25 protein-coding genes are annotated in these 25,962 nt (G+C 47.9%); 14 read left to right on the plus strand and 11 right to left on the minus strand.

Annotated elements, in window-relative coordinates; genetic code table 11:
* A partial coding sequence (locus KNQ04_RS13515; RefSeq protein WP_214851382.1) for an RNA-guided endonuclease TnpB family protein occupies window positions 1–401 on the plus strand: 401 nt, incomplete at its 5' end.
* Window positions 402–717: 316 nt separating this feature from the next.
* Window positions 718–1,644: a zinc-binding dehydrogenase gene (locus KNQ04_RS13520; protein ID WP_214851383.1), complete on the plus strand. Its 927-nt coding sequence runs from the start codon at window positions 718–720 to the stop codon at window positions 1,642–1,644.
* Here the strand turns inward: KNQ04_RS13520 and KNQ04_RS13525 are convergent.
* Both KNQ04_RS13525 and KNQ04_RS13530 read right to left on the minus strand, forming a co-directional pair.
* On the minus strand, window positions 1,615–2,238 hold the full coding sequence (locus tag KNQ04_RS13525) for a VOC family protein (RefSeq protein WP_214851384.1): 624 nt from the start codon (window positions 2,236–2,238) through the stop codon (window positions 1,615–1,617). The two genes, KNQ04_RS13520 and KNQ04_RS13525, sit on opposite strands and share 30 nt — an antisense overlap.
* A complete protein-coding gene (locus tag KNQ04_RS13530) occupies window positions 2,180–2,989 on the minus strand; it encodes a DUF5694 domain-containing protein (RefSeq protein WP_214851386.1) in 810 nt (269 codons plus the stop codon). Before KNQ04_RS13530 ends, KNQ04_RS13525 begins: the two co-directional genes overlap by 59 nt.
* Window positions 2,990–3,270: 281 nt before the next feature.
* Between KNQ04_RS13530 and KNQ04_RS13535 the strand changes: the two genes are divergently transcribed.
* Window positions 3,271–3,723 (plus strand): GNAT family N-acetyltransferase, encoded by a 453-nt coding sequence (locus KNQ04_RS13535; protein WP_214851459.1) that lies wholly within the window; start codon window positions 3,271–3,273, stop codon window positions 3,721–3,723.
* A gap of 49 nt (window positions 3,724–3,772) precedes the next feature.
* On the opposite strand, the gene KNQ04_RS13540 is transcribed toward KNQ04_RS13535, so the two are convergent.
* The 3 genes from KNQ04_RS13540 to KNQ04_RS13550 all read right to left on the minus strand — a co-directional run bounded on the left by KNQ04_RS13540 (window position 3,773) and on the right by KNQ04_RS13550 (window position 7,280).
* Window positions 3,773–5,125 (minus strand): phenylacetate--CoA ligase family protein, encoded by a 1,353-nt coding sequence (locus KNQ04_RS13540; protein ID WP_214851388.1) that lies wholly within the window; start codon window positions 5,123–5,125, stop codon window positions 3,773–3,775.
* A gap of 178 nt (window positions 5,126–5,303) precedes the next feature.
* On the minus strand, window positions 5,304–6,671 hold the full coding sequence (locus KNQ04_RS13545) for a phenylacetate--CoA ligase family protein (RefSeq protein ID WP_214851390.1): 1,368 nt from the start codon (window positions 6,669–6,671) through the stop codon (window positions 5,304–5,306).
* A 234-nt stretch (window positions 6,672–6,905) separates the two neighbouring features.
* On the minus strand, window positions 6,906–7,280 hold the full coding sequence (locus KNQ04_RS13550; RefSeq protein WP_214851391.1) for a hypothetical protein: 375 nt from the start codon (window positions 7,278–7,280) through the stop codon (window positions 6,906–6,908).
* Between the two features lie 185 nt (window positions 7,281–7,465).
* On the opposite strand from KNQ04_RS13550, the gene KNQ04_RS13555 reads away from it, so the two are divergent.
* Complete coding sequence (locus tag KNQ04_RS13555; RefSeq protein WP_214851393.1) at window positions 7,466–8,908, plus strand: NAD(P)H-binding protein; 1,443 nt, start codon at window positions 7,466–7,468, stop codon at window positions 8,906–8,908.
* Between the two features lie 130 nt (window positions 8,909–9,038).
* Entirely contained in the window at window positions 9,039–12,632 is a 3,594-nt protein-coding gene (locus KNQ04_RS13560; protein ID WP_214851395.1) for a dynamin family protein, read from the plus strand.
* A gap of 150 nt (window positions 12,633–12,782) precedes the next feature.
* On the opposite strand, the gene corA is transcribed toward KNQ04_RS13560, so the two are convergent.
* Window positions 12,783–13,739 carry a magnesium/cobalt transporter CorA gene (corA, locus tag KNQ04_RS13565; RefSeq protein WP_214851398.1) on the minus strand — a complete coding sequence of 319 codons (957 nt, stop codon included), beginning with the start codon at window positions 13,737–13,739 and terminating at the stop codon, window positions 12,783–12,785.
* Window positions 13,740–13,921: 182 nt separating this feature from the next.
* Entirely contained in the window at window positions 13,922–14,470 is a 549-nt protein-coding gene (locus KNQ04_RS13570) for a hypothetical protein (protein ID WP_214851399.1), read from the minus strand.
* A gap of 269 nt (window positions 14,471–14,739) precedes the next feature.
* Between KNQ04_RS13570 and KNQ04_RS13575 the strand changes: the two genes are divergently transcribed.
* Together KNQ04_RS13575 and KNQ04_RS13580 are read left to right on the plus strand one after the other, a co-directional pair.
* Entirely contained in the window at window positions 14,740–15,858 is a 1,119-nt protein-coding gene (locus KNQ04_RS13575; RefSeq protein ID WP_214851400.1) for an NAD(P)/FAD-dependent oxidoreductase, read from the plus strand.
* A 16-nt stretch (window positions 15,859–15,874) separates the two neighbouring features.
* On the plus strand, window positions 15,875–16,213 hold the full coding sequence (locus tag KNQ04_RS13580; RefSeq protein WP_214851401.1) for a hypothetical protein: 339 nt from the start codon (window positions 15,875–15,877) through the stop codon (window positions 16,211–16,213).
* Window positions 16,214–16,377: 164 nt separating this feature from the next.
* Here the strand turns inward: KNQ04_RS13580 and egtD are convergent, their stop codons facing one another.
* From egtD to KNQ04_RS13600, 4 genes are all read right to left on the minus strand, one after another.
* Window positions 16,378–17,340 (minus strand): L-histidine N(alpha)-methyltransferase, encoded by a 963-nt coding sequence (gene egtD / locus KNQ04_RS13585; protein ID WP_214851402.1) that lies wholly within the window; start codon window positions 17,338–17,340, stop codon window positions 16,378–16,380.
* A gap of 1 nt (window position 17,341) precedes the next feature.
* Window positions 17,342–18,610 carry an ergothioneine biosynthesis protein EgtB gene (egtB, locus tag KNQ04_RS13590; protein ID WP_214851403.1) on the minus strand — a complete coding sequence of 423 codons (1,269 nt, stop codon included), beginning with the start codon at window positions 18,608–18,610 and terminating at the stop codon, window positions 17,342–17,344.
* A gap of 138 nt (window positions 18,611–18,748) precedes the next feature.
* A complete protein-coding gene (gene guaC / locus KNQ04_RS13595) occupies window positions 18,749–19,732 on the minus strand; it encodes a GMP reductase (protein WP_214851404.1) in 984 nt (327 codons plus the stop codon).
* Window positions 19,733–20,043: 311 nt separating this feature from the next.
* Entirely contained in the window at window positions 20,044–20,586 is a 543-nt protein-coding gene (locus tag KNQ04_RS13600) for a GNAT family N-acetyltransferase (RefSeq protein WP_214851407.1), read from the minus strand.
* Window positions 20,587–20,735: 149 nt separating this feature from the next.
* Between KNQ04_RS13600 and KNQ04_RS13605 the strand changes: the two genes are divergently transcribed.
* The 7 genes from KNQ04_RS13605 to KNQ04_RS13635 all read left to right on the plus strand — a co-directional run bounded on the left by KNQ04_RS13605 (window position 20,736) and on the right by KNQ04_RS13635 (window position 25,923).
* A complete protein-coding gene (locus tag KNQ04_RS13605) occupies window positions 20,736–20,990 on the plus strand; it encodes an RNA polymerase sigma factor (RefSeq protein ID WP_214851409.1) in 255 nt (84 codons plus the stop codon).
* Between the two features lie 256 nt (window positions 20,991–21,246).
* Complete coding sequence (locus KNQ04_RS13610) at window positions 21,247–21,447, plus strand: cold-shock protein (protein WP_012370557.1); 201 nt, start codon at window positions 21,247–21,249, stop codon at window positions 21,445–21,447.
* 200 nt (window positions 21,448–21,647) lie between these two features.
* Complete coding sequence (locus KNQ04_RS13615; protein WP_029330387.1) at window positions 21,648–21,848, plus strand: cold-shock protein; 201 nt, start codon at window positions 21,648–21,650, stop codon at window positions 21,846–21,848.
* Between the two features lie 82 nt (window positions 21,849–21,930).
* Window positions 21,931–22,320, plus strand: coding sequence for a nuclear transport factor 2 family protein (locus tag KNQ04_RS13620; protein WP_214851410.1), 390 nt, complete (start codon window positions 21,931–21,933; stop codon window positions 22,318–22,320).
* 159 nt (window positions 22,321–22,479) lie between these two features.
* Window positions 22,480–23,544 (plus strand): 3-phosphoserine/phosphohydroxythreonine transaminase, encoded by a 1,065-nt coding sequence (gene serC, locus KNQ04_RS13625; protein WP_214851411.1) that lies wholly within the window; start codon window positions 22,480–22,482, stop codon window positions 23,542–23,544.
* On the plus strand, window positions 23,545–24,702 hold the full coding sequence (locus tag KNQ04_RS13630) for a phosphoglycerate dehydrogenase (RefSeq protein ID WP_214851412.1): 1,158 nt from the start codon (window positions 23,545–23,547) through the stop codon (window positions 24,700–24,702).
* A 12-nt stretch (window positions 24,703–24,714) separates the two neighbouring features.
* Window positions 24,715–25,923, plus strand: coding sequence for a DUF1015 domain-containing protein (locus KNQ04_RS13635; RefSeq protein ID WP_214851413.1), 1,209 nt, complete (start codon window positions 24,715–24,717; stop codon window positions 25,921–25,923).
* The last annotated feature ends 39 nt before the right edge of the window (window positions 25,924–25,962 follow it).

A 25,962-nucleotide genomic window follows, 5' to 3' on the forward strand; every position in this document is an offset into this window, starting at 1 on the left:
ACAAGCGAACCGATTTCCTGCACAAGGTATCGACCGAGATCGTCAAAAACCACGACGTCATCGGCATCGAGACCTTGCAAGTGAAGAACATGCAGAAGAATCGCAAGTTGAGCAAGTCCATCTCCGAGGTCAGTTGGTCGGAGTTCTTCCGCATGCTCGGATACAAGGCGGCATGGTACGGGAAGACCGTCGTGAAAGTCGGCAAGACCTTCGCCTCTAGTCAACTGTGCTCCCGTTGCGGACATCAACACAAAGACGTGAAACATCTTGGCTTGCGTGAATGGACATGCCCGAGTTGCGGCATCCATCACGACCGCGATGTGAATGCAGGACTGAACCTCAAACGAGAAGCTGAACGCCTCTTAGCTTCTTCAACCGTCGGGACGACGGGGTTAGCCTGACCAGGTTTCGACCGTTAGGTCGGATGACTCAGGAATCCTCCACCTCTAAGCGAAGCGTAGGTGGAGGTAGTTCAACTAACATTTTTAATTCCACTAATCCACGATGGATCGACATCTCAATCTGCTCGATGTTCGCCACTTCCTTTTTAGATACTCGTGAGCTCCGCTCTACCTTTTCAGCATAGCAGAAAACACTTTGAAAATCGGACAATTGATGTTCCATTTAACCTTACAAACTTGTCATATACTGATTTATCTTCATGTTATAATTCCATTATCAGGATATTCATGTTAAGAAAACGGAGGAACTGAACGCATGCCACACAGACTGCAATTGACGGCCCCCCGGACGCTCGAATGGATCGAGCGCACCTTAGCGCCCTTGCAAGCAGATGAAGTACTCATCGAGACATTACATGGAGCGATCAGCATCGGCGCTGAATTGCCGCAAGTCATGGCGACCGACCGGTCAGACCTCGCCCCGACCTATCCGAAAGAAACGGGATACGAGAGTTACGGGGAAGTGCTGGCGATTGGAGCGGACGTCTCAGACATCCGTGTCGGTGACCGCGTCGTCGCTTTTTACGGCCATCACGACATCGCCATCGTCCGCGCAGCAAAAGTCATTCCCGTCCCGCGCGACCTGCCGCCGCAACTCGCCTTATTGACGATCTTATCGTGTGACGCCGCAAAAGGCGTCCATAAACTCAATCCCCGTCCGTCGGATGCCGTCGCCGTGACGGGGCTCGGGACGATCGGATTATTGACCGTCTTTTACTTACGTCACTATTTCGGTCTCTCGCGCATTGACGCCGTCGACCCGGACGAAAGGCGCCATGCACTCGCAAAACAGCTCGGGGCAACCCGCACGTTGACGTCCGGAAACGACCTCGAGCTGAATACTTATGCCGCTGCCCTCGAATGTTCGGGGCGGCAAACCGCGTTTGCGCATCTTCAGGAGGCACTCGCTCCAAGCGGTCAGCTCTGCATTCTCTCTGACGGCAATTACGACGTCTTGTCGCTCTGTCCAAGCTTCTATGAGAAAGAGTTACGGATCGTCGGATCGAGTGACGGAATCGATTACCGCGCCCATGCGGACTGGTTTTTGCCGGTCGCCCGAAAGACACCTGCCTTAGTCAAGCTGTTTGAACAGTCAGTCGACTGGTCGGAGTTGATTCCATGTTTCGAGGCTTTACAAACAGGCGTAAAACCGTTAAAGGTGTTTGTCAGCTACGACCGGTGAACGTGTTTGTCTGACAGACACACCGTTCGGATCGACGGCTTCGATGTCTTCCCCCGTAAAAATGACTTGCTGTAAGACGGTATGATCGCCAGGCACCGTCGTCACTTCATCGATTGCCCGTCCGAACAACCGCTGCAACTCCTGTTCGAAGCCGATTTGTTTTGTTGACAGCTCAAGCCGTTTCAGTGGTTGATCGTCTGATAAAATCGCATCGTGATGCGTCTGCAGTTCAATCCGGCAGGCGTACGGGGTCTGGATGAACGTCCGCCGTTCATTTGCTTGGATGGTCCAGCCCATCTGTTGTGCACGTTCGAGAAGCAGCGTCCGTTGTTCGGGTGTCACGAGAAAACCGAGATGGTCGAAGCGGACGACTTTCCCGTGACCGAACGTGACGTTGATGGCACCGAGTTTCATCTCGATGATTCGAAAGCGGACTCCGTCGTCCCGGAAGTCATGCCATGTCAACGGTGGGTCAAATGCCGAAAATGCACCGTCGACCTTTCCAATCCGTTGCGTGACCGTAAAACCTAATTTTTCATAAAACTGTTCCGTCGCCTCGACGTTCGGCGTCCAAAGATGATAATGAAACAACATCGGCACTACTTCCCTTCGCGATCAGTTCAGGGAACGTCATCACGTCTACGTCCCGACTATCGTCTAAAAATTGTTTTAATAGCGGTAAATGGGCGGCACCATAGAGGACGAGAATCCGTTCTCCCGGCTCCGCCAAATCAAGAATCCGGTTCGCAATTAACAGATTGCGGTAGTACCAGTACTGGATGACCCACCTCGCCCCGACATGCGTCGCCGGATCAAGCCGGGCAAGTTGTCGGTACGTCCGGTGACTTGCTTCGACCGCCTGTTTGTCATTTAGTTGTTCAAGAAATGAGAGGTAGGTCTGCCCGAGTAATGCCGCTTCGAGTGCCTCGGATTTTTGTTGCTCGGTACGCATCAACCGGTCATACGCGACCGGGTCGAGCTGTTCAAGTTCCGCAAGATTCGGGACACCTTCTACCGTCTGATTCCAGTCCACCGCCTGCAGACTGGTCAGCCCTGCCGAGCGCGCCACCCGAAACCCGAGTTGATGGCGTTCATTCGCCGTCAGCGTATAGGTTTGCTTGAGGTAAGCGGCATAGTCGGCATTTAGCGCGTCCGCCTGCTCAGGCAAAATCTCTAGCGCAACTTCTGTCGGACGAAACGTTTGCAGGACTTCGACGACCTGTTGAATCTCCTGCTGCCGTTCGTCTGAAAACACATCAAAGATGCGCGGACGAAACAAGTCCCCGTTGTCAGGACGGTCCAGATGAACGGTCCCGACGAGTAATACGGTTGCGCGTTGTGCCATCGATACTCCCCCCCTTCTATCATTTCCATTTTACTGTAAACAGGAGGCTAATCCTAGTCGGTTTCTTTAAAATAGACCTCTCGCTAATTATCAGAGGCGACTCGATCTGACTTCCGTCCAAGTAGAAGGAGAAGACGAACTGCGATGCAGAATCCATATACTTGCCGAAAGATTCAATCCGGCAGAAAAACTGAACCGATTCATGTCAGCTCAGTGAATTTAAAGGAATTAAAAAAGTAAGCGCATCAAAATTAATCCGCGAGGAGTATCCGTCTATGAAAATGAACATCCGTCAACTGCCCGTTCATGAGAACCCTCCGATGGAACTTTTGTTAGCAGCAGACCCTTCTCAAAAAATAGTTGATGAATACTTGAAGAGAGGTCGATGTTTCATAGCTGAATCTAGGAATCAACGGATTGGCGTGTATGTGCTTCTCCCGACAAGACCGCAAACGATTGAACTTGTAAATCTTGCAGTAGTTGGGCAACATCAAGGTTACAGCGTAGAAAAATACCTTTTACGGCATGCCATTAAAACCGCGCAAATGATGAAATATACGACAATTGAAATCGGAACAGGCAATTCGAGCATCGGACAGTTGGCACTTTATCAAAAATGTGGATTTCGGATTGTCGGAGTCGACATAAACTTTTTCTTGAGACACTACGAAGAGGAGATGACAGAACACGGTATCCGGTGCACAGACATGATTCGGTTGGCTCAAGACATTTGAAACACCTCCACCTATACTTCGCTTAGAGGTGGAGGTAGCTCAAATGCATTCATCCAATCAGCATCTGCTTAATCAATAACGTCTTCCCGCTACGTTCACGCGGAATCTCACTGACCGCCTGCAGCGAAATCAGCATGTCGCTTCCGAGTAGCCGCTTCAAATAATGACCGAGTTGTTTTTCATCGTTTGTTGAAAAACGTGCGGCATCCGCAATGTATAACAATATGATTTCCCGGTTACTTTTTTGAACATACTGAATTCGTTCGACACTGTTCGGCAACACTTTGACGACACTCGCGAGCTGTCCCTCGAACACTTTTTGTCCGTCTGGTCGGACAAGATAACTTTTCCCGCGGCCGTCAATCGAATCGATGACCGGTCCTTTGTGACCACAGGAACACGTCTTGCCGCTGATCGTCATCCGGTCTCCGACCCGGTAACGGATGAGCGGGGTCCCGTGTGTGTCAAAACTCGTGACGAGGACTTCGCCATCGGTGTCGAGTTCGACGATGCCCATCTCATGATGCAAATGTTTTTGACCGAGCCGACACTCGGATATGATCGGCGCCCCTTCCGACGAGGCATACTGATCAAAGACGGGCGCATGGAACACGTCCTCCAGTAATTGACGCTCCGCTTCCGTCATCATCTCAGCCGTCGGGAAAATCGCCAGTGGACGACATGTCATCTCCATGCCGCTACGTTTCGCATGCCGCGCCAGTTCAATCATCGCCGATGGCAGACCATCGATCGAGTCCGGTTGAAACGTATTGATTGCTGCCAAATACGCCGTCATCGTCGCCGGATTAATCTTTTTGACCGTAAACAGTAATTGATTCAACGCCCGGTTCATCCGCCAATAGACCGGTGTTTGTTGGTGTTCAGCGACCAACACTTGCGCCGTGAAACTAATCCGCCGCATCCCTTTTTTGACGCCATGCGTATATTTAAAATAATCTAAATGTGCCATCCGCCGTTGCATGTCTGCTTTCGTATAGTGGACTTGAATCGATTGTCCCGTCGTCCCACCCGTTTTTCCGAGAACCGGGGCCGCGACATCGGTGCGAATTCGTTCGATTTGGTGGCGTAACGAATCTTTTCGTAACACAGGAATTTGTTTTAATTGATTGAGATCCGTCAAGGGTAACGTGACGTCGTGTCGCTTAAAAAGCTCTTGGTAATAGTTGCTATGCATCGCACAAAACGCCAAAAAAGCATTCAGCCGTTTTAGTTGTTCGGTCGCCACGTCGACAGGTTGTTGTTCTTTTACAATCAATTCTTGAAAGCGATCTTGATAAAACGCACCGTACCGTTCCCGCTGCAAGTGATACCCATGAAGTGTCGTCAATACGTTTTGTAAAAAGATTGGTACGTGCATATAAACCTGTTCCTTGATTCCCATCCCTACACGTCCTTTCTGATAACGATTCACCACGATGCGCCGAGTGCTTCAACACGATTTCTTGATAGGTTGTTTTTACCCGGTATTTCTGACAGGGACATGATAAAAACTCCCATTCAACAATTTCCCCTTAAAGTTTTACACAAAAAAGACTAGCTCTTTTTCAGGGCTAGTCCGTTTAGTTCACTTGTTCACTTTCAGGAATCAACTGTTTAATCAACAACGTTTTCCCACTGATTTCTTTTGGTATTTCGGGAACTGATTTCAACAGGACTTCCATCTGTCCGTCAAATAACCGTTTTAAGACAAAATATAATTGTTTTTCGTGTTCGATTTTGAAGCACCGGTCGTCCGGTACATAAAGTAAAACGACTTCTTCTGTATTTTCCTGGATATATTGGACACGTTCGATACAGTTCGGAAAAGCACGGACGATTCCCGCGAGTTCGCCTTCAAAAATTCGGTGGCCATTTTTTAATTGGATATAACTCCGCCCACGTCCGTCAATCGACGCGATGATCGGTCCACCGTGTCCGCAACGACACGTCTCATGACTGAGCGTCATCCGGTCGCCGACCCGGTAGCGGACGAGTGGTGTACCATGTGTATCAAAACTTGTCACGAGGATTTGGCCATCCGTTTCCACCTCGATGATTCCCATCTCATAGTGGAGATGTTTTTTTCCGTACGAGCACTCGGCGACGATCGGCGCCCCTTCGGACGAGGCATATTGATCAAAGATCGGTGCATGAAACACTTCTTCTACTAAGGACCGTTCATCCCGTGTCATCATTTCAGCAGTCGGAAAAATCGCTTTCGGACGGAATGTACAGACGATACCGTGTTTTTTTGCGTAACGTGCGACTTCTATCATCCCAGACGGTAGACCATCAATCGATACCGGATTAAACCGGTTCAGCTGTTCGATGTAGCCAGGAATCGTCCGGGGGGAAATATTTTTGATTGAAAACAGCATTTGATTGATCGCTTTGTTCGTCCGCCAGTAGACGGGTGACTTTTGATGTTCGGACGCCAAGTGTTGGCCGGTGAAACTGGCCCGACGCATTCCTTGTTCGATACCGTGCGTCCATTTGAAATAATCGAGGTGCGCCATGCGGATTTGCATGTCTTCTTTCGTATAGTGGACTTGAATCGATTTTCCCGTCGTGCCACCTGTTTTCCCGAGAATCGGTGCATCGATTGTCGCATGGACCTCGGCATTACGTGTCCGTAGTGTTTCCTTATCGAGCAAGGGAATACGCTTTAAGTCAGACAGCTGCGTAAACGGAAGCTCAATCCGGTTCGTCTCGAACAACTCTTTGTAGTACGGGCTATAGGTCTGACAAAACAATAAAAATTGATTCAGACGGGATAATTGCTCCTGCTCGGGATCAATCAGTTGGCGCTCTTTTCGCTTCAACTCTTCAAAGCGGGCATGATAAGCAGCCCCATACCGTTCCTGATATAAGACCCGTCCGTAAATCGTCGTTAAGATGTTCTGAATGAAGATTGGTGAATGGAAATAAATCGATTCCTTGAGCTGCATACGTTCACTCCTCTCACATCATTCAATTCGTGTGTTATCCGACAGACACATATTGCTTGTTACTTACATCTTATTTCCAGTCTTTCCGTTAAACAATCAAATCTTAAGGAATAAGCTTAGCTTTTATTTAGATGCTGATTTACGTTAATAAGATTAGTTCACAAACATATCGCACCGTTACTTTAAATTAAAAAAAGTCGACACCGTTTCGATAACGATGTCGACTTTTTTTAATTAATGACCGTCTGATTGACCGAACGAACGGATTTGAATGGCACCGAGTGCGAGTTCAAGTTCCTTCGCTTCCAACTGATCAATGATTTCAATGACAGTCAAGGTCGTTCGTCCATTGTAGAGTTGGACGAGTAATTGCCGTTCGACTTCAATCGACGAATCTTCGACCGGTTCCGCTAATAATTCTTGATAAAAAAATTCACCTGTCTCCGGAAAAAAATAATCGCTGAACAATTGTAAGAGTTGTAGATTACCGGTCGCGAGAAACAAAATGGCTTGAAAGGAATATTCTGTCCGGTGCCGTGTATTCAGTCGTTTCAATATCATTTGGTAACGTGTATGATGACGTTCGTCCATAAAACAGACAGCGTTCATATCCGCTTCCCTCCCCTAAAAAATGATACGATCCATCTAAAAAAAACAGTACAAGTATTGCCATTACTTCTTTTCCCTTTTTTCACAAGATGAAGCATTCGTTTTTACTATACCATTCGTTTGATTAATTCGCAGTTGGTTCGGGTAAAACCTTCTAGTAAGCAGTAAAATTAGGAGGAATCAACTTGACACAGACACGTAAACGACTAGCCCTTGCCGGCGCGACCGGATATATTGGACATAATTTATTAAATGAGTTGAAAAAAAAGTATGACGTCATCGCCCTCTCCCGTAACGGTGACGATAAGGATGACGAATCAAACGTCGAGTGGCGGTCATGCGACCTCTTTTCGTTGTCCGATACGACAGATGGTCTTGCCGGAGCGGACATCGCAATCTACCTCGTCCATTCAATGATGCCGTCCGCTAAGTTGACCCAAGGCTCTTTTGAGGACATGGACTTGATTTTGGCTGATAATTACGCCCGGGCCGCAAAAGCGAATGGCATCCAACAAATCGTCTACTTAAGCGGCATCATACCGGACGACACGGAAAATCTTTCACGCCACTTGAAAAGTCGACTCGAAGTCGAACGTGTCCTCGGTGCATATGGAACACCCGTCACGACGATTCGGGCCGCACTCATCGTCGGACCAAAAGGCTCGTCGTTCCCGATTTTATCAAAACTCGTCAAACGGCTTCCCGTCATGATGTTGCCGCGCTGGACGCGGAACAAAACACACCCCGTCGCCCTGCCGGATGTGATTCACGCTTTAGGCGCAAGTGTCGACCGGGACGACCTGAAAGACCGTGCCATCGATATCGGCGGTCCGGAAGCGATGACTTATAAAGAGATGATTTTAAAGACGGCGGACGTCATGGGCAAAAAACAACCGACCGTCGACCTGCCGTTGATGACCGTTAAGCTGTCGCGTCTATGGGTGACACTTGTTTCCGGTGAACCGAAGGAGACCGTCTATCCGCTCGTCGAAAGTATGGTCCACGAAATGGTCGCCGATCCTGAAAAAATGGTCGACGGAATCAGTAACGGAAAGATTTCCTTCGAACAATCCGTCCGGATGGCGATGGAAGAAGAGTCTGACTCTAAAAAATCAAGTTCTTCCAGCTCGTCTGAGAAACCGCAAGTCCTCGACGTCCGGTCCGTCCAGCGGGTGCGGCTTCCTGACGGTCGAAATGCCAATTGGGCTGCCGACAACTACGTCGAGTGGTTATCGACGTTCGCAAAACCTTTTTTGACGTCTACGACAGCGGAAGAGACGATTGTCCGCATCCATGTGCCGTTCTTGCAAGCGCCATTGCTCGAATTGACGAAGGAACCGTTCGAAGACGCGCAACAAGCAACGTACCGGATCACTGGCGGCTTGTTCGCTGACGTCAAAGAGGACAGCAACGGACGGATTGAATTCCGTCAAATCCCGGGTTCGCAAGAATGTATCATCGCGATTCATGAGTATGTACCGGCCTTACCTTGGTTGCTCTATAAAACGACGCAAGCGAACGTCCATCTCATCGTCATGTATCTCTTTAAACTCCACCTGCTTCGTTTGATGCAGACGACAGAACAACAACCGGACGAATCTGACATGATCGTCCCTGAACCCAACTAAACGAATAAAGCCGTCCTGAGGTCTCTCACTGCCCGTGAGAGCCTCTTTTTTTAAACTGATACGGTTGATGACGAAAGCAAAATAAACGTGATACACTTACACATGACTGTAAGAAAGGGGTTTCAACAGCATGCGCTCATTTGAAGAACGATTGACGAACCACTTAGAAGCAACGGCGCTTCTTTCCACACTGATTCAACCTTCATCCGATCAACTTCGGCTCGATAAATTAGATACATTTTCTAAAAAATTATTACGACGGGACTTCATGATTGCATTTGCCGGTCACTTTTCGGCCGGTAAATCGAGCATGATCAACGCCTTGACCGGTGAGTCGATTTTACCGACAAGTCCGATACCGACGAGTGCGAATATCGTCACGCTCCGCCAAGGCGAAACGGATCAAGCAATCGTTTCATTCCACGATCGTCCTGCGGTTCGTTTAGCATCAGAGGACGACTTGCATCATTTAAGTCAGCTCGGGCGTGACGGATCTGTCAAACAAATCGACATCACCCATGCGACATCCGCTTTACCTCCTGGTCTCGTCCTGATGGATACGCCAGGGGTCGATTCCGTCGATGATGCACACCGGATTTCGACCGAGTCGGCACTGCATGTCGCTGATTTGATTTTTTACGTGATGGACTATAACCACGTCCAGTCGGAACTGAACTTCACCGTCACCAAAGACTTGGTCGCGTCCGTCCCGGAACTATATTTAATCGTCAACCAAGTCGACAAACATCAAGCGTCCGAGCTGTCGTTCGACGCGTTTAAACGTTCTGTCGAGAGATCGTTTGCTGCCCATGGCGTCAAACCAAAAGGCATCTTCTTTACGAGCCTCCGCGATGCCGATTTTGACGGGAACGACTTCGACACCGTCAAACAATTGGTCGACCAAAGCATGCGTGACGCCCAGCCGAAACTCATCGAATCGACACAGACGACGCTCGAAGTCCTGCACGAAGAGCATGTGGACTATTTAGAAGCACAAATCGAAGACGCTACGCAAGTGATGCAGGATACGGTCTCGGCAAACGAACTTGCAGACGCTGCTTCCTTATTCGAGCGTCTCGCAAAAATCGAACATCAGTTGACATTATTTGCACCGGAACAGTGGACTAGCCGCTTTTCGAGCCACCGCGAAAGTTTACTCCGGAATGCGACCTTGATGCCGTTTGAGCTCCGGGAGAAAATGAAAACATTTTTAGAGTCGCGCCAACCGTCCTACAAAGTCGGTCTGTTCCGAAGTGCAAAAAAAACACAAGAAGCACAACAAGTCATCGCGGATGATGTCCTTCGGGCGCTCCAATCGGTCACAGCTTCAGAAATCAACCTCCACATTCGAAAGTTGATGAAACAATCGTTAGCCGAGATTGACTTGTTGTCCGATCACCACTCGTTACGGATCGACCAGCTCCCGCTCGACCTGCCGCTCAGCGTCATCGAGGAAGCGCTCCAAGACGGGATTACGATTACCGGCGAATCCGTCCTGCAGTTCACGAACCGGGTCGTCGCGTCCGTCAGTGCCTGGTACGTCAAGGAGACGAACGTATGGCGGGACGGGATTCGAAAAGAATTAACTGAAGAGACGATTCTCGTAAAAGCAGAACGTGAAACGGAACGTCTGTCACTCAAAGAAAAGACTGCGCGGATTACGGCATTCAACGAAACCGAACGCGTCCTCGCCCGTTACCTGCAACATGCGGATGAGCCGACACCGTCCGACATGGAGGCCGCGCGCGACCAACTCACACAGTGGACACTCGAGTTAGCGCAGTCGACGGCAGACATCCTGCCATTCGAAGGGATCGAAACGGCTGCTGCGCAAGAACAAGACAACACGCCAGAAGTGATTGTAGCGCCCGTTCCGTCGCGCTATCAGTTGGATGATATCCAGCGCATCCAGGCGATTCTCGCTGACGTCCGTGGTTTCGAGGACGCCGCGACTTACCTGCAACAGAAGTTAGACCGTGTCGCGACAAGCGACTTTACGATTGCCTTGTTCGGTGCCTTCAGTGCCGGTAAATCGTCCTTTTGTAATGCCTTGCTCGGTCAACGGGTCTTACCGGTCTCTCCGAACCCGACGACTGCTTCGATTAACCGGATTAAACCGGTTACGGCGTCGCAACCACACGGGACGGCAACGATTCAGTTTAAGTCGGAAGCGGATCTCCTAAATGACCTCAATGAAGCGTTACAACCGTTCGCCATCTCGATGAACACTGTCGCAGACGTCGTGACTTGGCTAACTGCCCGGTCGGCAAACGAGTTGCATGATGCCTCGTTCTTACGGGCGTTCTTACGTGGGTACCCGACAGTCAAGTCCTTCATCGGAACCGAACAAACGGTCGATCAGCCATCGTTCGAAGACTACGTCGCCCAAGAACACCTCAGTTGTTTCGTTGATGTGATTGATCTTTATTTCGACAGCCCGTTGACACGGCTCGGCATCACGCTCGTCGATACACCAGGTGCCGACTCGATTAACGCCCGTCACACGGATGTTGCCTTCGAGTACATCAAAAACGCCGATGCGATATTATTCGTCACCTATTACAATCACGCCTTCGCCCGCGCCGACCGTGAATTTTTGATTCAACTCGGCCGGGTCAAAGATGCGTTCGAGCTCGATAAGATGTTCTTTATCGTCAATGCAATTGATCTTGCGACGTCTGCAGCGGAACAACAAGATGTCTTACAATACGTCGGGACAGAATTGAAACGGTTCGGCATCCGGGCGCCCCGCCTGTTCGGCGTCTCGAGTCTTAACGCACTGGCTGAAAAACAACGTGGAACGGATGAACAATCCGGGATGGAAGCGTTCGAAGCAGCCTTCCACCACTTCTTGAACCATGATTTAAAAGGACTTGCCGTCCAGTCGTTGACGGAAGAAACGGACAAGACGATCCACCGGCTCGACCGTTTGATTGAACAGACGGAGCGGAACATCGCCCGCAAAGACGCCCGTCTCGCAGAACTGGCTGTACTGGAAGAAGACGTCATGACACATTTCACCGATACGCGGGTCGATCTTATGCACCAGGACTTGTTCGCTGAAATCCATGAATTGTTACATCACGTCAACCAACGGATTTATTACCGTTTCCCGGACTTCTTTAAAGAAGCTTACCATCCGGTCCGCTTTGCGAACGAAACGAAAGCCGTCGCCCTGCAACAAGCACTCGTCGAGTTACTCGGGTTCTTGCGCTACGATTTCGAACAAGAATTACGCGTCACGCACTTCCGGATTGACAGTTGGGTACAGAAAGCGGTCGAACGGCGCCTCGAGGAAGAAACAGCCTTCGTGACGAAGTTGAATCCTTCGTTCCAATTGCCGCCGATCGATGTATCACCATTGCCGGCACTGACGTTTAGCGGTCCATTCCAGGATGATACGAACTATCGGTCCGTTAAACGTTATTTCCGCAATCCAAAAGCCTTCTTCGAACGCAATGAAAAGGAACAGCTAAAAGATGCCTTGATGGCCTTAACGAAACCAGATGCCGTCAGCTACCTCGAACACGAGGAATCACGTCTCCGGCAAACGGCGGAGCAGCACCTCGAGGACGTGTTCGCGACAGTCTATCCGCAGTTAACGGACACGCTGTTGAAACAAATCGAAACGGAACGGTCGACCCTGACGGATGCGAATCCGCTGGCCCCATTCAAGGCTGCCCAAGCGAAACTGCATGACGTATTTGAACAATCGGTTCACTAAAACAACGGGCTGACTCACGCTTTCGAATTTGCCTCCATAGGTCCTGAATGAGAAGAATTGACATAGAAAACGCCGATGCTTCCGTGGATGAAACGGAAACATCGGCGTTTTTTTGTTTGACCGGCGGAAAAGAACGACGATTTCTCACGCCTACTCTTCAAACCAGTGATTTCGGATGAAATAAACCGTCATCCCGATTGCGACAAGCGCCATCACGCCCAGCGTAACGAAGTATCCATAACGGACCGTCAGCTCGGGCATGTATTGAAAGTTCATCCCGTAAATGCCAGCAATGAACGTCAACGGCATGAAAATCGTCGTAAAGATCGTCAACGTCTTCATGATGTTGTTCATGCGGTAAGAGTTCAATGAAATGAAGTTTTCCCGGAATTCTGACGTCATCGCCCGATTGTATTCAATCATATCGTTCAGTTTCAGCAAATGATCGTAAATGTCACGGAAAAATGCCTGTTTGTTCGGATGAATCGCAAGCCGTTTCGATTCGATGACCCGGTACAGTAAATCCCGCATCGGTAAGACCGTCCGTGCGAGTTCAAGCAAGTCTGAGCGGATGTCAAAGATATCTTCCATGATCTGTTTGTCATTGCCTGCTTGTTCATAACGACTTTCGAGTGAAAAAATACGGTCCTCCAGATTATGGACAATCGGAAAATAGCCATCGACGATTTTATCCATGATTTTATGGACGACTTCGACTGTAATATGTTCTGCATGGCCCGACAGCTTTTGAAACGACCGAAACACGAAGTCAACTTCCGGTGACGCCTGTTCATGATACGAAATGACATATTGTTCACTTGCGAATAAATTGATTTCCTTGCCTTTTAACGAAGGTTCCTCGACCGCGTGCAACACAAAAAAGCTGTACCCGTCATAATATTCGAGTTTCGGTCGCTGTAAGTACTGAAAACAATCTTCAATCGCGAGCGGATGGAAGGCAAACGCGGAGACGAGCAGTTGCTTTTCCTGTTCCGTCGGTTGATTAAAATCAACGAAGTACCATTTGACATCGGAGCGATTGAGACGCTCGAGATTGCTGTCGATCAAAACTTGATTGTCCTGCGTGATGATGATTGAACGAATCAACGAAAACACCTTCTTTACTTTCTTTTCTGATTTCAGTATGGCAAAAGCCGTTTGAAATAGCCATAACCAAAAAAGAACCGTAGCGAAGGCTACAGTTCCCGGACATCACGAGCGGTTTTGTCGGCTGGTGATGCTCTTTGTTTACCTGAAGTTATCGATCGGGGCAATTGCCAAAAAAACGGTCACCCCCGTTCAAAATAAAAGCCACTCCAGTAGACTTGACGATACGTAAATTCCTTACCACTTTTCGTCGTCACGAGCATTTCATCTTCCGAGACGACGGCGATTTTAATCGGTGTCTCTCCGTGATCGGTCAAATAATTTAAAATCTCAAGGTGACGGTTGAGCCATAAACGACGACGGAACCAACGAAAACGACTGAAGGCGGCACTGAAATGGAGAATCGACAGCAACATGATGATCATCCCAAAAGGTAACGGCACGTTAAACGTGGCGATCAAAAATAAATCAGCGATAATCAAGAACGTAGATAGTCCCATCTCCGTCATCTCCATGAACGATGCTTTATACGTCGCAAAATACGTCATGACACGAAATAAAAGAATGACGGTCAAGTACGGGACAAAGTACAATTGAAACACGTTTTCCGAGCCACTGTTAATGAACATGAGCAAGGGTAAGAAGAAGAGCAACTTCCAGATTAGGATGGCGGAATAAAACAAAGTGTGATCCGTGTAGCGTTTGCGTACGATGGTTTGACTAATGTTCATTGCCTTCCCCTCCTTCAAACGTGACTTCGCGCTAAGCCATTGATGTCGGGACATGATGCCTATAAGGGTATCTTTCCTAATCGGACGCTTTTTAACCGTCTATTTACAGTTTTTTTCATCCGTATATAGAGTATACGAAAAATTCAGAATAAAAGTTTTAATTTCCCATCATTCCCCATATTTTAATGTGCTGATCATGTTAAGATTTGTCGCCAGCGCACTTTTTCTTTAGACTAGAAGAAGAGCCTTAAGAAATGAGTTGAATGAACATGTACACACATATTATCGTCGGTGCCGGGATTTTAGGCACATCGACAGCCTATCATCTCGCAAAACAAGGAGCATCCGTCCTTTTGGTCGACCGTAAAGAACAGGGACGGGCAACTGACGCCGCTGCCGGAATCATCTGTCCCTGGATGACACAACGCCGAAACAAAGCTTGGTACCGCCTCGCGAATAACGGTGCCCACTATTACGATACGCTTATCGCCGAGCTCGAAGCACTCGGTGAGACGGCGACCGGCTATCGAAAAGTCGGGACGATCGCCCTGCATGAGACATCAAAAATCGAAAAAATGCATACCATCGCAACGAATCGGTTTCCGGAAGCACCCGGAATCGGGCGGATCGAACGCCTCGCCCCGTCCGATGTGAAGATGCTGTTCCCATTGATTGACCACGTTGAAGATGCCTTATTCGTTTCTGGCGGGGCCCGCGTCGATGGACGCGCCTTACGCGCCGCACTCGAGCGTGCCGCCATTCATTACGGGGCGACTGTGCTTGATGCCGATGCGCAGCTGCTGACTGAATCAGGCCAAGTGCGTGGCGTGATGATTGACGGTCAACCCCATTACGCAGATCAAGTCATCTTGACGGCTGGTGTCTGGATTAATGAACTATTACGTCCGCTCGAGCTCGAACTCGATATCCGGACCGAAAAAGGGCAAATTCTCCAACTTGATTTAGGGGAGACGAAATCAAACCATTGGCCGGTCATCATGGGGCAACGTGGTCTTTATCTCGTCTCGACGGAAGATGGCCGCCTGGCGCTCGGTTCGACCCATGAAAAACAGATTGATTTTAATTTGCAGCCGACCGTCAAGGGAATGAACGCCCTGTTGACACGGGCGCTTCCGATTGCGCCGCAGCTTGAAGAAACGAACATCTATGAAATGCGCGTCGGGTTACGTCCGTACACGACGAACTCTTTACCGGTCATCGGTCGACTCACTGATTATCCGAATGTCTTCATCGCGAATGGTCTTGGGGCATCCGGGTTGACGATTGGCCCTTATCTCGGACGGGAACTCGCGGAACTGACGTTAGACCATCCGCTCGCGATTCCGTTAGACGACTATAGCCCGACCTATACGCACGAATTCAATTGACGACAGGAGAATGTCCATGCACCCGATTAAGCCAACCGTTCCGCTTGAAACGATGACTGCTTTAGATCTTCGTGTCGGTACGATTCGTTCACTCGTTCGTAACACCGTTGACCCAAGTTTGCTTCAATTGACGCTCGACTTTGATGGTCACAGACAGGAATTTTTACTGAACTGGGTCGAGACACGATTCGAGTTTGAAGAAATTCTCGGTAAACAAGCGCTCGCCGTCTTAAATGTCACCGGTCTAAAAGACGGCTTCACAGGACGCATCCTCGAAGTCGGCCCGCTCGATCAACTGATGCCGATCCTCGTCTGTCCGGAACACCCGATTCCAGACGGGAGTCGGGTCAGCTGAGCTACGAAACGGAAAAACACGACACATTTAAAACGCGAATCGTACCTCTCTCCATATTCGATGAGAGGTACGATTCGCATTTTTTGTCGTTATTGAATGATTTTAGTTCGTCAAGCCGATTAAATACCGCTAGTCCTGTCATGTTAACGATGACCGAAAAACATTCATGTAGAAGTTTTTTCGAGATAATGGACACTAAAATGACCGTTCGGGTCAGTCCAATACGTAACGGACCGAAAACCATTTGTATTCGCGAGCAACTGAAATTCTTCGATACTGTATTTATACGAATTTTCCGTATGGATCGTTTCGCCTTCTTTAAACGTAAAAGCATGCCCGGAAACCTGGACCGTCTGGTCGATTTGGCTTTTAATGTGCATCTCGATTCGTCCTTCTTCTTCATTATAAAACGCGACATGCTCAAAACATGACGGATCAAACGTCCCTGCTAAGACCGTATTGATATGCTTCAAGATGTTTAAGTTAAATGCTTTCGTCACTCCAGCACCATCATTATAAGCAAGGTTGAGTAATTCAGGCTCTTTCTTTGTGTCAACACCGACTAAAAAACCATCCCCGTCTTTGAGGAGTTGAGCTGAGTTCTGTAAAAATCGCCCCGCCTCATCCGGATCAAAGTTACCGATCGTCGAGCCCGGGAAAAAGATGACTTTTTTTAATAGCGGGTCGACGGGTAACGTAATCGGCGTCGAATAGTCACCACAGACCGCTTTTATCTTTAGATTCGGGTAATCCTTTGCGAGCTCGGTTGCTGCTAACAATAAATAGTCTTTCGAGATATCAATCGGAACATATTCTTCGAGTTGATGAAGCGAATTCAGCAAACTTTTAATTTTCCGACTGCTCCCACTCCCGTATTCAATCAAGGTGTGGACGGGCCCAATCCGGTCAGCGATTGCCGTTTGATGCGTCATTAAGATCGTTAGTTCGGTCCGCGTCGGATAATATTCCGGTTGTTGTGTAATCTGTTCAAATAATTCCGATCCCGTCTGATCATAAAAGTACTTCGCATGGAGTGTCTTCTTTGGTTTTGACAGACCAGCAATCACTTCTTCGAGCATCTTTTGTTGCATCGTATACAGGTCATAACTTTTGACTTGTGAACTCATCTTAACGATCACCTGCCAAACGGAATCCGCTGAACTGCCACCGTTTATCAGGCGGGAAGAAGTTACGGTACGTCTCGCGGATATGATCGTCCGGCGTCACACAAGCACCGCCACGCAGAACCATCTGATTACACATGAACTTCGCATTGTATTCGCCAAGCGCCCCCTCGAGTGGACGACTGCCTGGATACGGTGAATAAGCGCTTGCCGTCCATTCCCAGACATCCCCGAACATCGCCTGTAAAGATGCCTCCGTCTCTTCAATTGGACGCGGATGATAGCCACCACGTTCCATCATGTTGCCAGTCTTCTCTACCGCCTTCGCCGCATGTTCCCATTCGGCTTCTGTCGGAAGACGTTTTCCTTTCCAGCGACTAAAGGCATCTGCCTCATAAAAACTGACATGGCAGACCGGCTCATCAAGCGCGAGCGGTTCGACGCCATGTAACGTAAAGATCGACCACTCGCCCGAGTCACCCTTCATCCAATAGAGCGGAGCTTTCCAGCCAAGTTGTTGGATGACTTGGAATCCGTCAGACAGCCAATATTCGGATGTCTCATATCCTCCTGCCTCGATGAAGGCTAAGAATTCGCCGTTCGTCACGGGTCTTGTTGCGAGTTCGAACGGATTTAACCACACTTTATGGACCGGCCCCTCATTGTCAAAAGCAAAACCATGTCCATCATGTCCGATTTCGACTAATCCACCTTCGAATGGTTGGTAGTCCGTCTTTTCAACACCCGTTATTGATTCAACAGCTGTTTTTTCTTGGTAAGCAGGTAACAGCGGATTGACGAAAAAGTTATATTTCACGTCCATCAAAATCAGCTCCTGATGCTGCTGTTCGTGTTGGAGTCCCATTTCGATTAATCCTTCAATCGTTTTTTGGAGCGTTTCCTCCCGATTTTGTTTTAAAAACGATTCGATTGCTGCATCGACATGAGACCGATAGGCGATGATATCCGTCACGGTCGGACGTGACAGTACCCCACGTTGATGGCGTGGTTGATAAGGACCGATTGTATTGTAATACGAATTGAATAAATAATTGTAGCGTTCGTTAAAAACAACGTAGGTCGGATCATATTCTTGTAAAATCATCCGTTCAAAAAACCAGGTCGTATGGGCAATATGCCACTTCGGAGGACTCACATCCGAACTTGCCTGGATGACAAAGTCTTCCGGATCAAGTGGATCAATCAATTCAATCGTCTTCTCACGGACAGTTGTAAATTTCTCGATTAAGTACGTCGTCGTGTCTAAGTACATCTGTAATGCCACCCCTTTTAATGGAATTTTCTGAAAAATGTCCCTCTATCTATTACCCCGATTGGATACATTGTATGCAAAAAAAACTGACGAACCGGCATCATGACCGTTCGTCAGTTTTTAGTGTCCCCATTTCAATTAAAATACTTTATCACCATTAAAGATTGAGTTTTTGACGACGACGTAATCGACGGTCCGGATGGCCGGCAATTTATTTCCGCCCGCATAAGAAATCGACGATTGAAGATCCTGCTCCATTTCAATCAGCGTGTCAGCCAAGCTTCCCTTATGCTCGACAAACATTTTCTTTCCTTCGACATTTTTCTTTTCTCCCTTTTGAAACTCCGATGCCGAACCAAAATATTCTTTGACACGGACTCCATCGACTTCATGTGTCTCACCCGGCGATTCTTCATGTCCTGCGAACAGTGAACCGATCATGACCATCGTTGCGCCAAAACGGACGGATTTCGCAATATCACCATGTGTCCGGATACCACCGTCAGCGATGATCGGTTTGCTGGCAGCTTTTGCGCACCAGCGAAGTGCCGCCAGTTGCCAACCGCCCGTCCCAAATCCTGTTTTAATTTTCGTGATACAGACTTTCCCTGGCCCGATTCCGACTTTTGTTGCATCGGCACCTGCATTTTCGAGCTCACGGACCGCTTCCGGTGTCCCGACATTTCCAGCAATGACAAAACTATTCGGTAATAACCGTTTGATGTGTCGAATCATTTGAATGACAGCATCCGAGTGACCATGCGCGATATCAATCGTGATATATTCCGGCACGAGCCCTGCTTGTGCGAGTTCTTCGATGAATGTATATTCGTCGGTTTTGACACCAACGCTGATCGAGGCGATTAAATTTTTCGTTTGCATCGTCTCAACGAAAGCGCGGCGTTTCTCCGGTTCAAATCGGTGCATGATATAAAAATAACCATTTTCAGCTAAGTACGTCGCAATTGATTCATCAATGATCGTCTGCATGTTTGCCGGAACGACAGGCAATTTAAATCGTCTGCCACCAAATTCGACCGTCGTATCACATTCTGACCGACTGCCGACAATTGATTTTGCAGGAATTAACTGAATATCTTCATAATCAAATACTACATCCATTTTAAACACTCCAAATTACGAATATTTTTAAATCCAAAACTTACAATCGTTCGTACTTGAACACTATATCGAACGTAATGATCCCTGTCAAAGGTTTATCAAATATTTTTGCTTTAAAAACCAATAATGAGTCTATTTTATTATTAAACGTTCGTCTTTAGAGCATTTTTTTGAGTTAATCGATGGAACTAATCTTTAATCCATCTGAAATAGCTCGTTTTGGTTCACTCGACTAAACATATTCCCGGACACGGTCATGTCTTTTGCGGGACGGTCTGTCGGGTCGGTACCGGCATCTTTTACTTTCTTCCTTATGTTAAAAATTCTTCTTTCAGTAACGCAAACAGTAAAAAATCTTCCCAGGATCCATTGATGTATAAACTTTTTTTAGCGAGCCCTTCCTGCCGAAATCCGACTTTCTCAAGGACACGGATTGACCCCTGGTTCTCTGGCATGACTTCAGCACGCAACCGGTGAAAATCGTGCTTGTCAAAAAACGATTCGACTGCTTGTCGGACAGCTTCAGCCATCAATCCACGTCCGTTATATTGCCGGTCAAGCTGATAGCCAATCATACATGTCTGCGCCGGGAATCGTTGAATGAACGAAGCAGAGACCTCTCCGATCAATTCGTTTGTCTCACGTAAAAAGACACCATACGCATAATAACGATCCTCTTGCATTTTGCACGTCGTCTCGCGAATCCGCTTCATGTGTGCTTCTAGCGTATAGTGTTCATCTGTTGGTTTAAGCGGCATCCAGTATTCAAAATGATTACGGTTTCGCACATTCATTTCAAGTAATTCTTGTGCATCTTCTTCTATATAAGGTCTGATAACGACTCGGCTTTCCATACACTTCCACCTTCCTTACAGACTAATTTTAAATATCTTAATATTAAACAGTTCAAGTGTTTAATATTTACCTTCAGGGGAAAACAATATAAACAGCACATAGGAAAATTTCATAATAACCTACTAATAATTTACTTAAGGAGGAGAGCATGCAGACCGACAAAGAATTATTTGAGCAAATCGAACTAAAGAACAGTCATGCCCTCGAGTTGCTATATGACCGGTACGAAACTTCGCTTTATCTTTTACTCACACGCGTCATATCAGATGAACAGCGCATTCAAAAAACGCTAACCCAAATTTTTAAAGCCGTCTGGTCAGAACCACGCCGGCACGATTCCGTTCATGGTTATTTAATTGCTGCGTTGAAACATGTGACCCAGCAACCACAAAAAACATCATGAACGTTCCGCTTTAATTCTTATTCGTCATCTGACCATTGAACCCTTTCATGTCCTGAATACCGTGAAGCGATTTCAAGAGAATTAGTAGAAGTTGACTTTTTTTCTGTTTAATCCTTCCTTTTTTTAAAAGGGCATGATATATTATTAAGTAATTATTGTTGTTCGGTGGAGATAAAAGTGTTTCACTTTAACTCGATGAAATTGATCACGGTAGTAATAATCAGTGTGACTCAGTCGCACGCAGGAGGCAACACACATGGAACAAGGTAAAGTAAAATGGTTTAACGCAGAAAAAGGTTTTGGCTTCATCGAACGTGAAAGCGGCGACGACGTTTTCGTTCACTTCTCAGCTATCCAAACTGATGGCTTCAAATCACTTGACGAAGGTCAAGAGGTTTCTTTCGAAGTTGAAGAAGGTCAACGCGGACCGCAAGCAACTAACGTTACTAAACTTTAATTTCTTTAGAGGATTCGCATTTGCGAATCCTCTTTTTTAATTCTTTTTTCGATTTCCCTTCCCTTCTCCGCTTGGCTATGGTATATTATTAAGTAATTATTGTTGTTCGGTGGAGATAAGAAGTTTACGCTTTAACTCGATGAAATTGATCACGGTAGTAATAATCAGTGTGACTCAGTCGCACGCAGGAGGCAACACACATGGAACAAGGTACAGTAAAATGGTTTAACGCAGAAAAAGGTTTTGGCTTTATCGAACGTGAAAGCGGCGACGACGTTTTCGTTCACTTCTCAGCTATCCAAACTGATGGCTTCAAATCACTTGACGAAGGTCAAGAGGTTTCTTTCGAAGTTGAAGAAGGTCAACGCGGACCGCAAGCAACTAACGTTACTAAACTTTAATTTTTCAAGACCCTGCTGATGCAGGGTCTTTTTTGTTTTTCATTCATGATAAACTGGCTATGGACAAGAGAGGAGAAAAAATATGCAACTTTCTACGCGCGAAGCGCTACAACAAGTCTTACAAGCAAGGCACGATCATTTGATGACTGGAAATCGCGAAGCGATGAATGAACTGTTATCCCCTAATTTTTCTTTCATCGATGGACTCGGCCGGCAATTCGACGCTGAAACGTATCTCGATCATTACGTCGACATTGATTTAATTAAATGGGTTTCTTCTATTGATGAATCAACTGTCGTCGAACTTTTCGAAACGACCGCCCTCGTCCAAACACTGACTGAAGATCAATTCCAATACGGTACGACTTCCTACCTTGGACGTTTTCGGGTCGTCTCACTTTATCAATTGACGGAGCAAGGCTGGAAGTGGCATTTTTCACAGTCCACGTCACTTGACCAAGATGGACGTTGAAGATCACTACATCGTCTCGCTCTTTAAAAACCTCACAGTTGTTGTGAGGTTTTTTTCATACTTATGAATCACGATAGGAACGATTTGAAAATCTGTTTTCATTCCGTTACACTGAAGTTGTATATATTTTCTGAAAATTAAGGGGAAAGAAGGAATTAGATGACTGTCTTTAACTTTTCTGCCGGTCCAGCCGTTTTACCTGAACCAGTGTTACTCAAAGCACAATCGGAATTATTAAACTATCGTGGTTCTTTCCAGTCCGTCCTTGAGCTCAGTCATCGTTCTGCGCTATTCGAAGGAATCCTGGATGACGCGACGTCACTCGTCCGTGAATTACTTAATGTTCCTGATGATTACGAGATTCTATTCCTTCAAGGAGGCGCTACCCTTCAATTTTCAATGTTACCGATGAACCTTGCACAGACAAAACGGGTGGACTTCATCGATACGGGGGGATGGTCACAAAAAGCGATTGCCGATGCTGCACCTTATGCATCGACACGAATTATCGCCTCTTCCCAAGAGGATCAGTACCGGTCGATCCCAACCGGACCGTTCTCTTCCGATGCGGACTACTTGCATGTGACGTGGAACAATACGCTTGAAGGAACGACTTTTCGTGAAGTACCACAGGTCGGTGTCCCGCTCGTCGCTGATTTTTCATCTTCGATTTTATCGGAACCGATTGATGTCAGTCAATTTGATGTCATTTATGCCGGGGCGCAAAAAAATCTCGGTGCTGCCGGGATGACGCTTGTCATCATGAAAAAGAACTTGTTACGGCGGACACCGGATGCTCTTGGCTCCTACTTGCGGTATGACATTCATGCAAAACACCATTCGCTCTATAATACGCCGCCGACTTACAGTATTTATTTGACGAAACTCGTCCTTGAGTGGATGAAAGAAGAAGGTGGTCTCAGTGCCATTACAGCACGTAACCGTGCTCAAGCGGCCGCACTTTATGACGCCTTAGACCGCTCCACACTTTTTTCAAATCATGTCGTACACGAAAACCGGAGTTTAATGAACATTCCGTTTTCGACGGGAGACGAAACACTCGATCAAGCTTTTTTAACGTATGCGGAACGACATGGCCTGGTGAACCTAAAAGGGCACCGATCGGTCGGAGGAATGCGTGCCAGCCTGTATAATGCGATGCCGGATGCCGGTGTCGAGGCCTTGATCACCGTCTTACATACATTTGAACAGGGGGAACGGTAAATGTATCAAATTCAGTTGTGGAACGACCTGTCCGAAAAAGGGCTGAGCCGCTTCACGGACGCATATCGTGTCCACCGTGAAGTCGAGGCACCGGATGCCTTTCTCGTCCGAAGTAAAGATTTACATGGCATGCCATTCGCTGATTCTTTAAAAGCCGTCGCCCGGGCTGGTGTTGGTGTCAATACGATCCCCCTTGAGCAACTCGCGAATCGGGGGATCCCTGTTTTTTCGACGCCTGGCGCGAACGCAAATGCCGTCAAAGAGCTTGTTATCGCCAGCCTTTTTTTAACGGCCCGTAAATTGGTCCCGAGTATCCTTTGGACGAATAACTTACGTGGACCTGATATCCCGGAACGGATTGAAGCGAACAAACGGCAATTCGTCGGGACCGAACTGTTAGGAAAACGGATCGGAATTGTTGGTCTCGGGGCAATCGGGGCGAGTCTTGCCAATACGTTACATGAACTCGGGATGACCGTGTCCGGGTACGATCCGCACATGTCGGTCGAATCGGCATGGCGTGTATCGAATCAAATCCAGCGTGCGACCAATCTTGAAGAGTTGCTTGCGACGAGCGATTATGTCACACTCCATCTCCCTCTCGTCGATGCGACCCACCATCTGCTCGACGAACGGTTGCTCTCAAAAGTGAAACAAGGCGCGACGTTGCTGAACTTCTCGCGCGGCGAATTGATTGACGAAGCAGCGCTTGCGACCGTTCTCAAGTCCGGTCGTCTCGCGAACTATGTGACCGATTTCCCGAATGCCTTCATCCTCTCGTTACCGCGCGTCATCCCGTTGCCGCATATCGGGGCATCGACGGCTGAAGCGGAAGAAAATTGTGCCATCATGGCCGTCGATCAGCTAAAAACGTTTCTTGAGACCGGCAACATCCATAATTCCGTCAACTTCCCATCGGTCGAACTCGCCTATTCCGGGAAACGCCGATTGACGATCGCCCATCAAAACATTCCGAACATGGTCGGCCAAATCGCCTCGGTCCTTGCGACGGAACGCATCAATATCGCCAATATGATTAACGGCAGTAAAGGACCGATCGCCTACACGATCATCGATATCGACAACCATCTCGATGAAACGATTTCCTTGAAACAGCTCGATGCGATTCCTGGCGTCTTAAAAACACGATTACTGTAAAGGAGTGATGGTATGCCAACGTTCGAACCTTTCCAAGCATTACGTCCGCAACAAAAATATGCAGAAGCTTTCGCCGCTTTGCCTTATGATGTCGTCAACCGTTCAGAAGGACGGGCAGAAGTCCGTCGCCATCCGTTATCGTTTTTACGGATTGATAAAGCCGAGGTGACGTTACCTGATTTGATTGATGATCACGACCCACGTGTGTATCAACAAGCGGCACTTCATTTCAAGGAGGCGCGCGACAGTCACATTCTCGAGCTTGACGCAGACGAGTGCTACTATTTATATCGTTTGCGTGATGGGCAACACATCCAGACCGGTTTTGTCGGTTGTGCCGCCGTCGAAGATTACGACGCCGGACTGATTCGGAAACATGAGTTCACACGTCCTGATAAAGAACGGGACCGCGTTCGCCAAGTCGATGCCTTACATGCACATACCGGCCCTATCCTTCTTGCCCACGAGCCGGACAACGAACTGGACCGGATCGTCACGGAACAGACGGCACAAGATCCACTCTATCAATTCATCGCGGACGACGGGATCGAGCATACGATCTATAAAGTAACGGATCGAACCGCTATGTTGACAATCGGTAGCCAGTTCGCCCGTCACGATGCACTCTATATTGCAGACGGGCATCACCGGGCAGAAGCAGCGTCGCAAGTTGCAAAGTTACATCCGGACAACGAGGCGGCTCAACTGTTTCTCACCGTGTCTTTCTCAAGCGACCAATTAAAAATTCTCGGCTATCACCGCGTTGTTGAAGACCTGTACGGACAATCAGTCGCAGAATTACTTGAGCGGATCCGCCACCGCTTCACAGTCACACCAGGTCGCGCCGAATCAACTGCCAAACACCGGTTTGAGATGTACCTTCAACACCAGTGGTACACGCTCGACTATATCGGCGAAAAGGCATCGGTCAAGGACAGTCTTGACGTGTCCATTCTTCAACATGACGTATTGACGCCGCTCTTAGGAATCGAAGATCCTCGGACCGACGCCCGGATTCAATTCGTCGGCGGAATCCGTGGTTACGCAGGACTCGAACAGCTCGTCGACAGCGGGACGATGGCCGTCGCCTTCCATTTACATCCGACCGATTTGACTGATTTGATGCAGGTGGCAGACGCGAATGAAGTCATGCCGCCAAAATCGACGTGGTTTGAACCTAAACTCCGGAGTGGTTTATTGATTCACCCCTTCTTTGCCTAATCAAAAAAGGATTGACGCTGGTTCGCGTCAATCCTTTTT

This window comes from Exiguobacterium sp. s193 (assembly GCF_018618755.1).
GTDB lineage: Bacteria > Bacillota > Bacilli > Exiguobacteriales > Exiguobacteriaceae > Exiguobacterium_A.

What these genes read in the sequence shown, in the direction of transcription:
- KNQ04_RS13520 (WP_214851383.1), top strand. Translation starts at nt 718, where the DNA reads ATGCCACACAGACTGCAATTGACGGCCCCCCGGACGCTCGAATGGATC.
- KNQ04_RS13525 (WP_214851384.1), bottom strand. Translation starts at nt 2,238, where the DNA reads ATGTTGTTTCATTATCATCTTTGGACGCCGAACGTCGAGGCGACGGAA.
- KNQ04_RS13530 (WP_214851386.1), bottom strand. Translation starts at nt 2,989, where the DNA reads ATGGCACAACGCGCAACCGTATTACTCGTCGGGACCGTTCATCTGGAC.
- KNQ04_RS13535 (WP_214851459.1), top strand. Translation starts at nt 3,271, where the DNA reads ATGAACATCCGTCAACTGCCCGTTCATGAGAACCCTCCGATGGAACTT.
- KNQ04_RS13540 (WP_214851388.1), bottom strand. Translation starts at nt 5,125, where the DNA reads ATGGGAATCAAGGAACAGGTTTATATGCACGTACCAATCTTTTTACAA.
- KNQ04_RS13545 (WP_214851390.1), bottom strand. Translation starts at nt 6,671, where the DNA reads ATGCAGCTCAAGGAATCGATTTATTTCCATTCACCAATCTTCATTCAG.
- KNQ04_RS13550 (WP_214851391.1), bottom strand. Translation starts at nt 7,280, where the DNA reads ATGAACGCTGTCTGTTTTATGGACGAACGTCATCATACACGTTACCAA.
- KNQ04_RS13560 (WP_214851395.1), top strand. Translation starts at nt 9,039, where the DNA reads ATGCGCTCATTTGAAGAACGATTGACGAACCACTTAGAAGCAACGGCG.
- KNQ04_RS13570 (WP_214851399.1), bottom strand. Translation starts at nt 14,470, where the DNA reads ATGAACATTAGTCAAACCATCGTACGCAAACGCTACACGGATCACACT.
- KNQ04_RS13575 (WP_214851400.1), top strand. Translation starts at nt 14,740, where the DNA reads ATGTACACACATATTATCGTCGGTGCCGGGATTTTAGGCACATCGACA.
- KNQ04_RS13580 (WP_214851401.1), top strand. Translation starts at nt 15,875, where the DNA reads ATGCACCCGATTAAGCCAACCGTTCCGCTTGAAACGATGACTGCTTTA.
- egtD (WP_214851402.1), bottom strand. Translation starts at nt 17,340, where the DNA reads ATGAGTTCACAAGTCAAAAGTTATGACCTGTATACGATGCAACAAAAG.
- egtB (WP_214851403.1), bottom strand. Translation starts at nt 18,610, where the DNA reads ATGTACTTAGACACGACGACGTACTTAATCGAGAAATTTACAACTGTC.
- guaC (WP_214851404.1), bottom strand. Translation starts at nt 19,732, where the DNA reads ATGGATGTAGTATTTGATTATGAAGATATTCAGTTAATTCCTGCAAAA.
- KNQ04_RS13600 (WP_214851407.1), bottom strand. Translation starts at nt 20,586, where the DNA reads ATGGAAAGCCGAGTCGTTATCAGACCTTATATAGAAGAAGATGCACAA.
- KNQ04_RS13605 (WP_214851409.1), top strand. Translation starts at nt 20,736, where the DNA reads ATGCAGACCGACAAAGAATTATTTGAGCAAATCGAACTAAAGAACAGT.
- KNQ04_RS13610 (WP_012370557.1), top strand. Translation starts at nt 21,247, where the DNA reads ATGGAACAAGGTAAAGTAAAATGGTTTAACGCAGAAAAAGGTTTTGGC.
- KNQ04_RS13615 (WP_029330387.1), top strand. Translation starts at nt 21,648, where the DNA reads ATGGAACAAGGTACAGTAAAATGGTTTAACGCAGAAAAAGGTTTTGGC.
- KNQ04_RS13620 (WP_214851410.1), top strand. Translation starts at nt 21,931, where the DNA reads ATGCAACTTTCTACGCGCGAAGCGCTACAACAAGTCTTACAAGCAAGG.
- serC (WP_214851411.1), top strand. Translation starts at nt 22,480, where the DNA reads ATGACTGTCTTTAACTTTTCTGCCGGTCCAGCCGTTTTACCTGAACCA.
- KNQ04_RS13630 (WP_214851412.1), top strand. Translation starts at nt 23,545, where the DNA reads ATGTATCAAATTCAGTTGTGGAACGACCTGTCCGAAAAAGGGCTGAGC.
- KNQ04_RS13635 (WP_214851413.1), top strand. Translation starts at nt 24,715, where the DNA reads ATGCCAACGTTCGAACCTTTCCAAGCATTACGTCCGCAACAAAAATAT.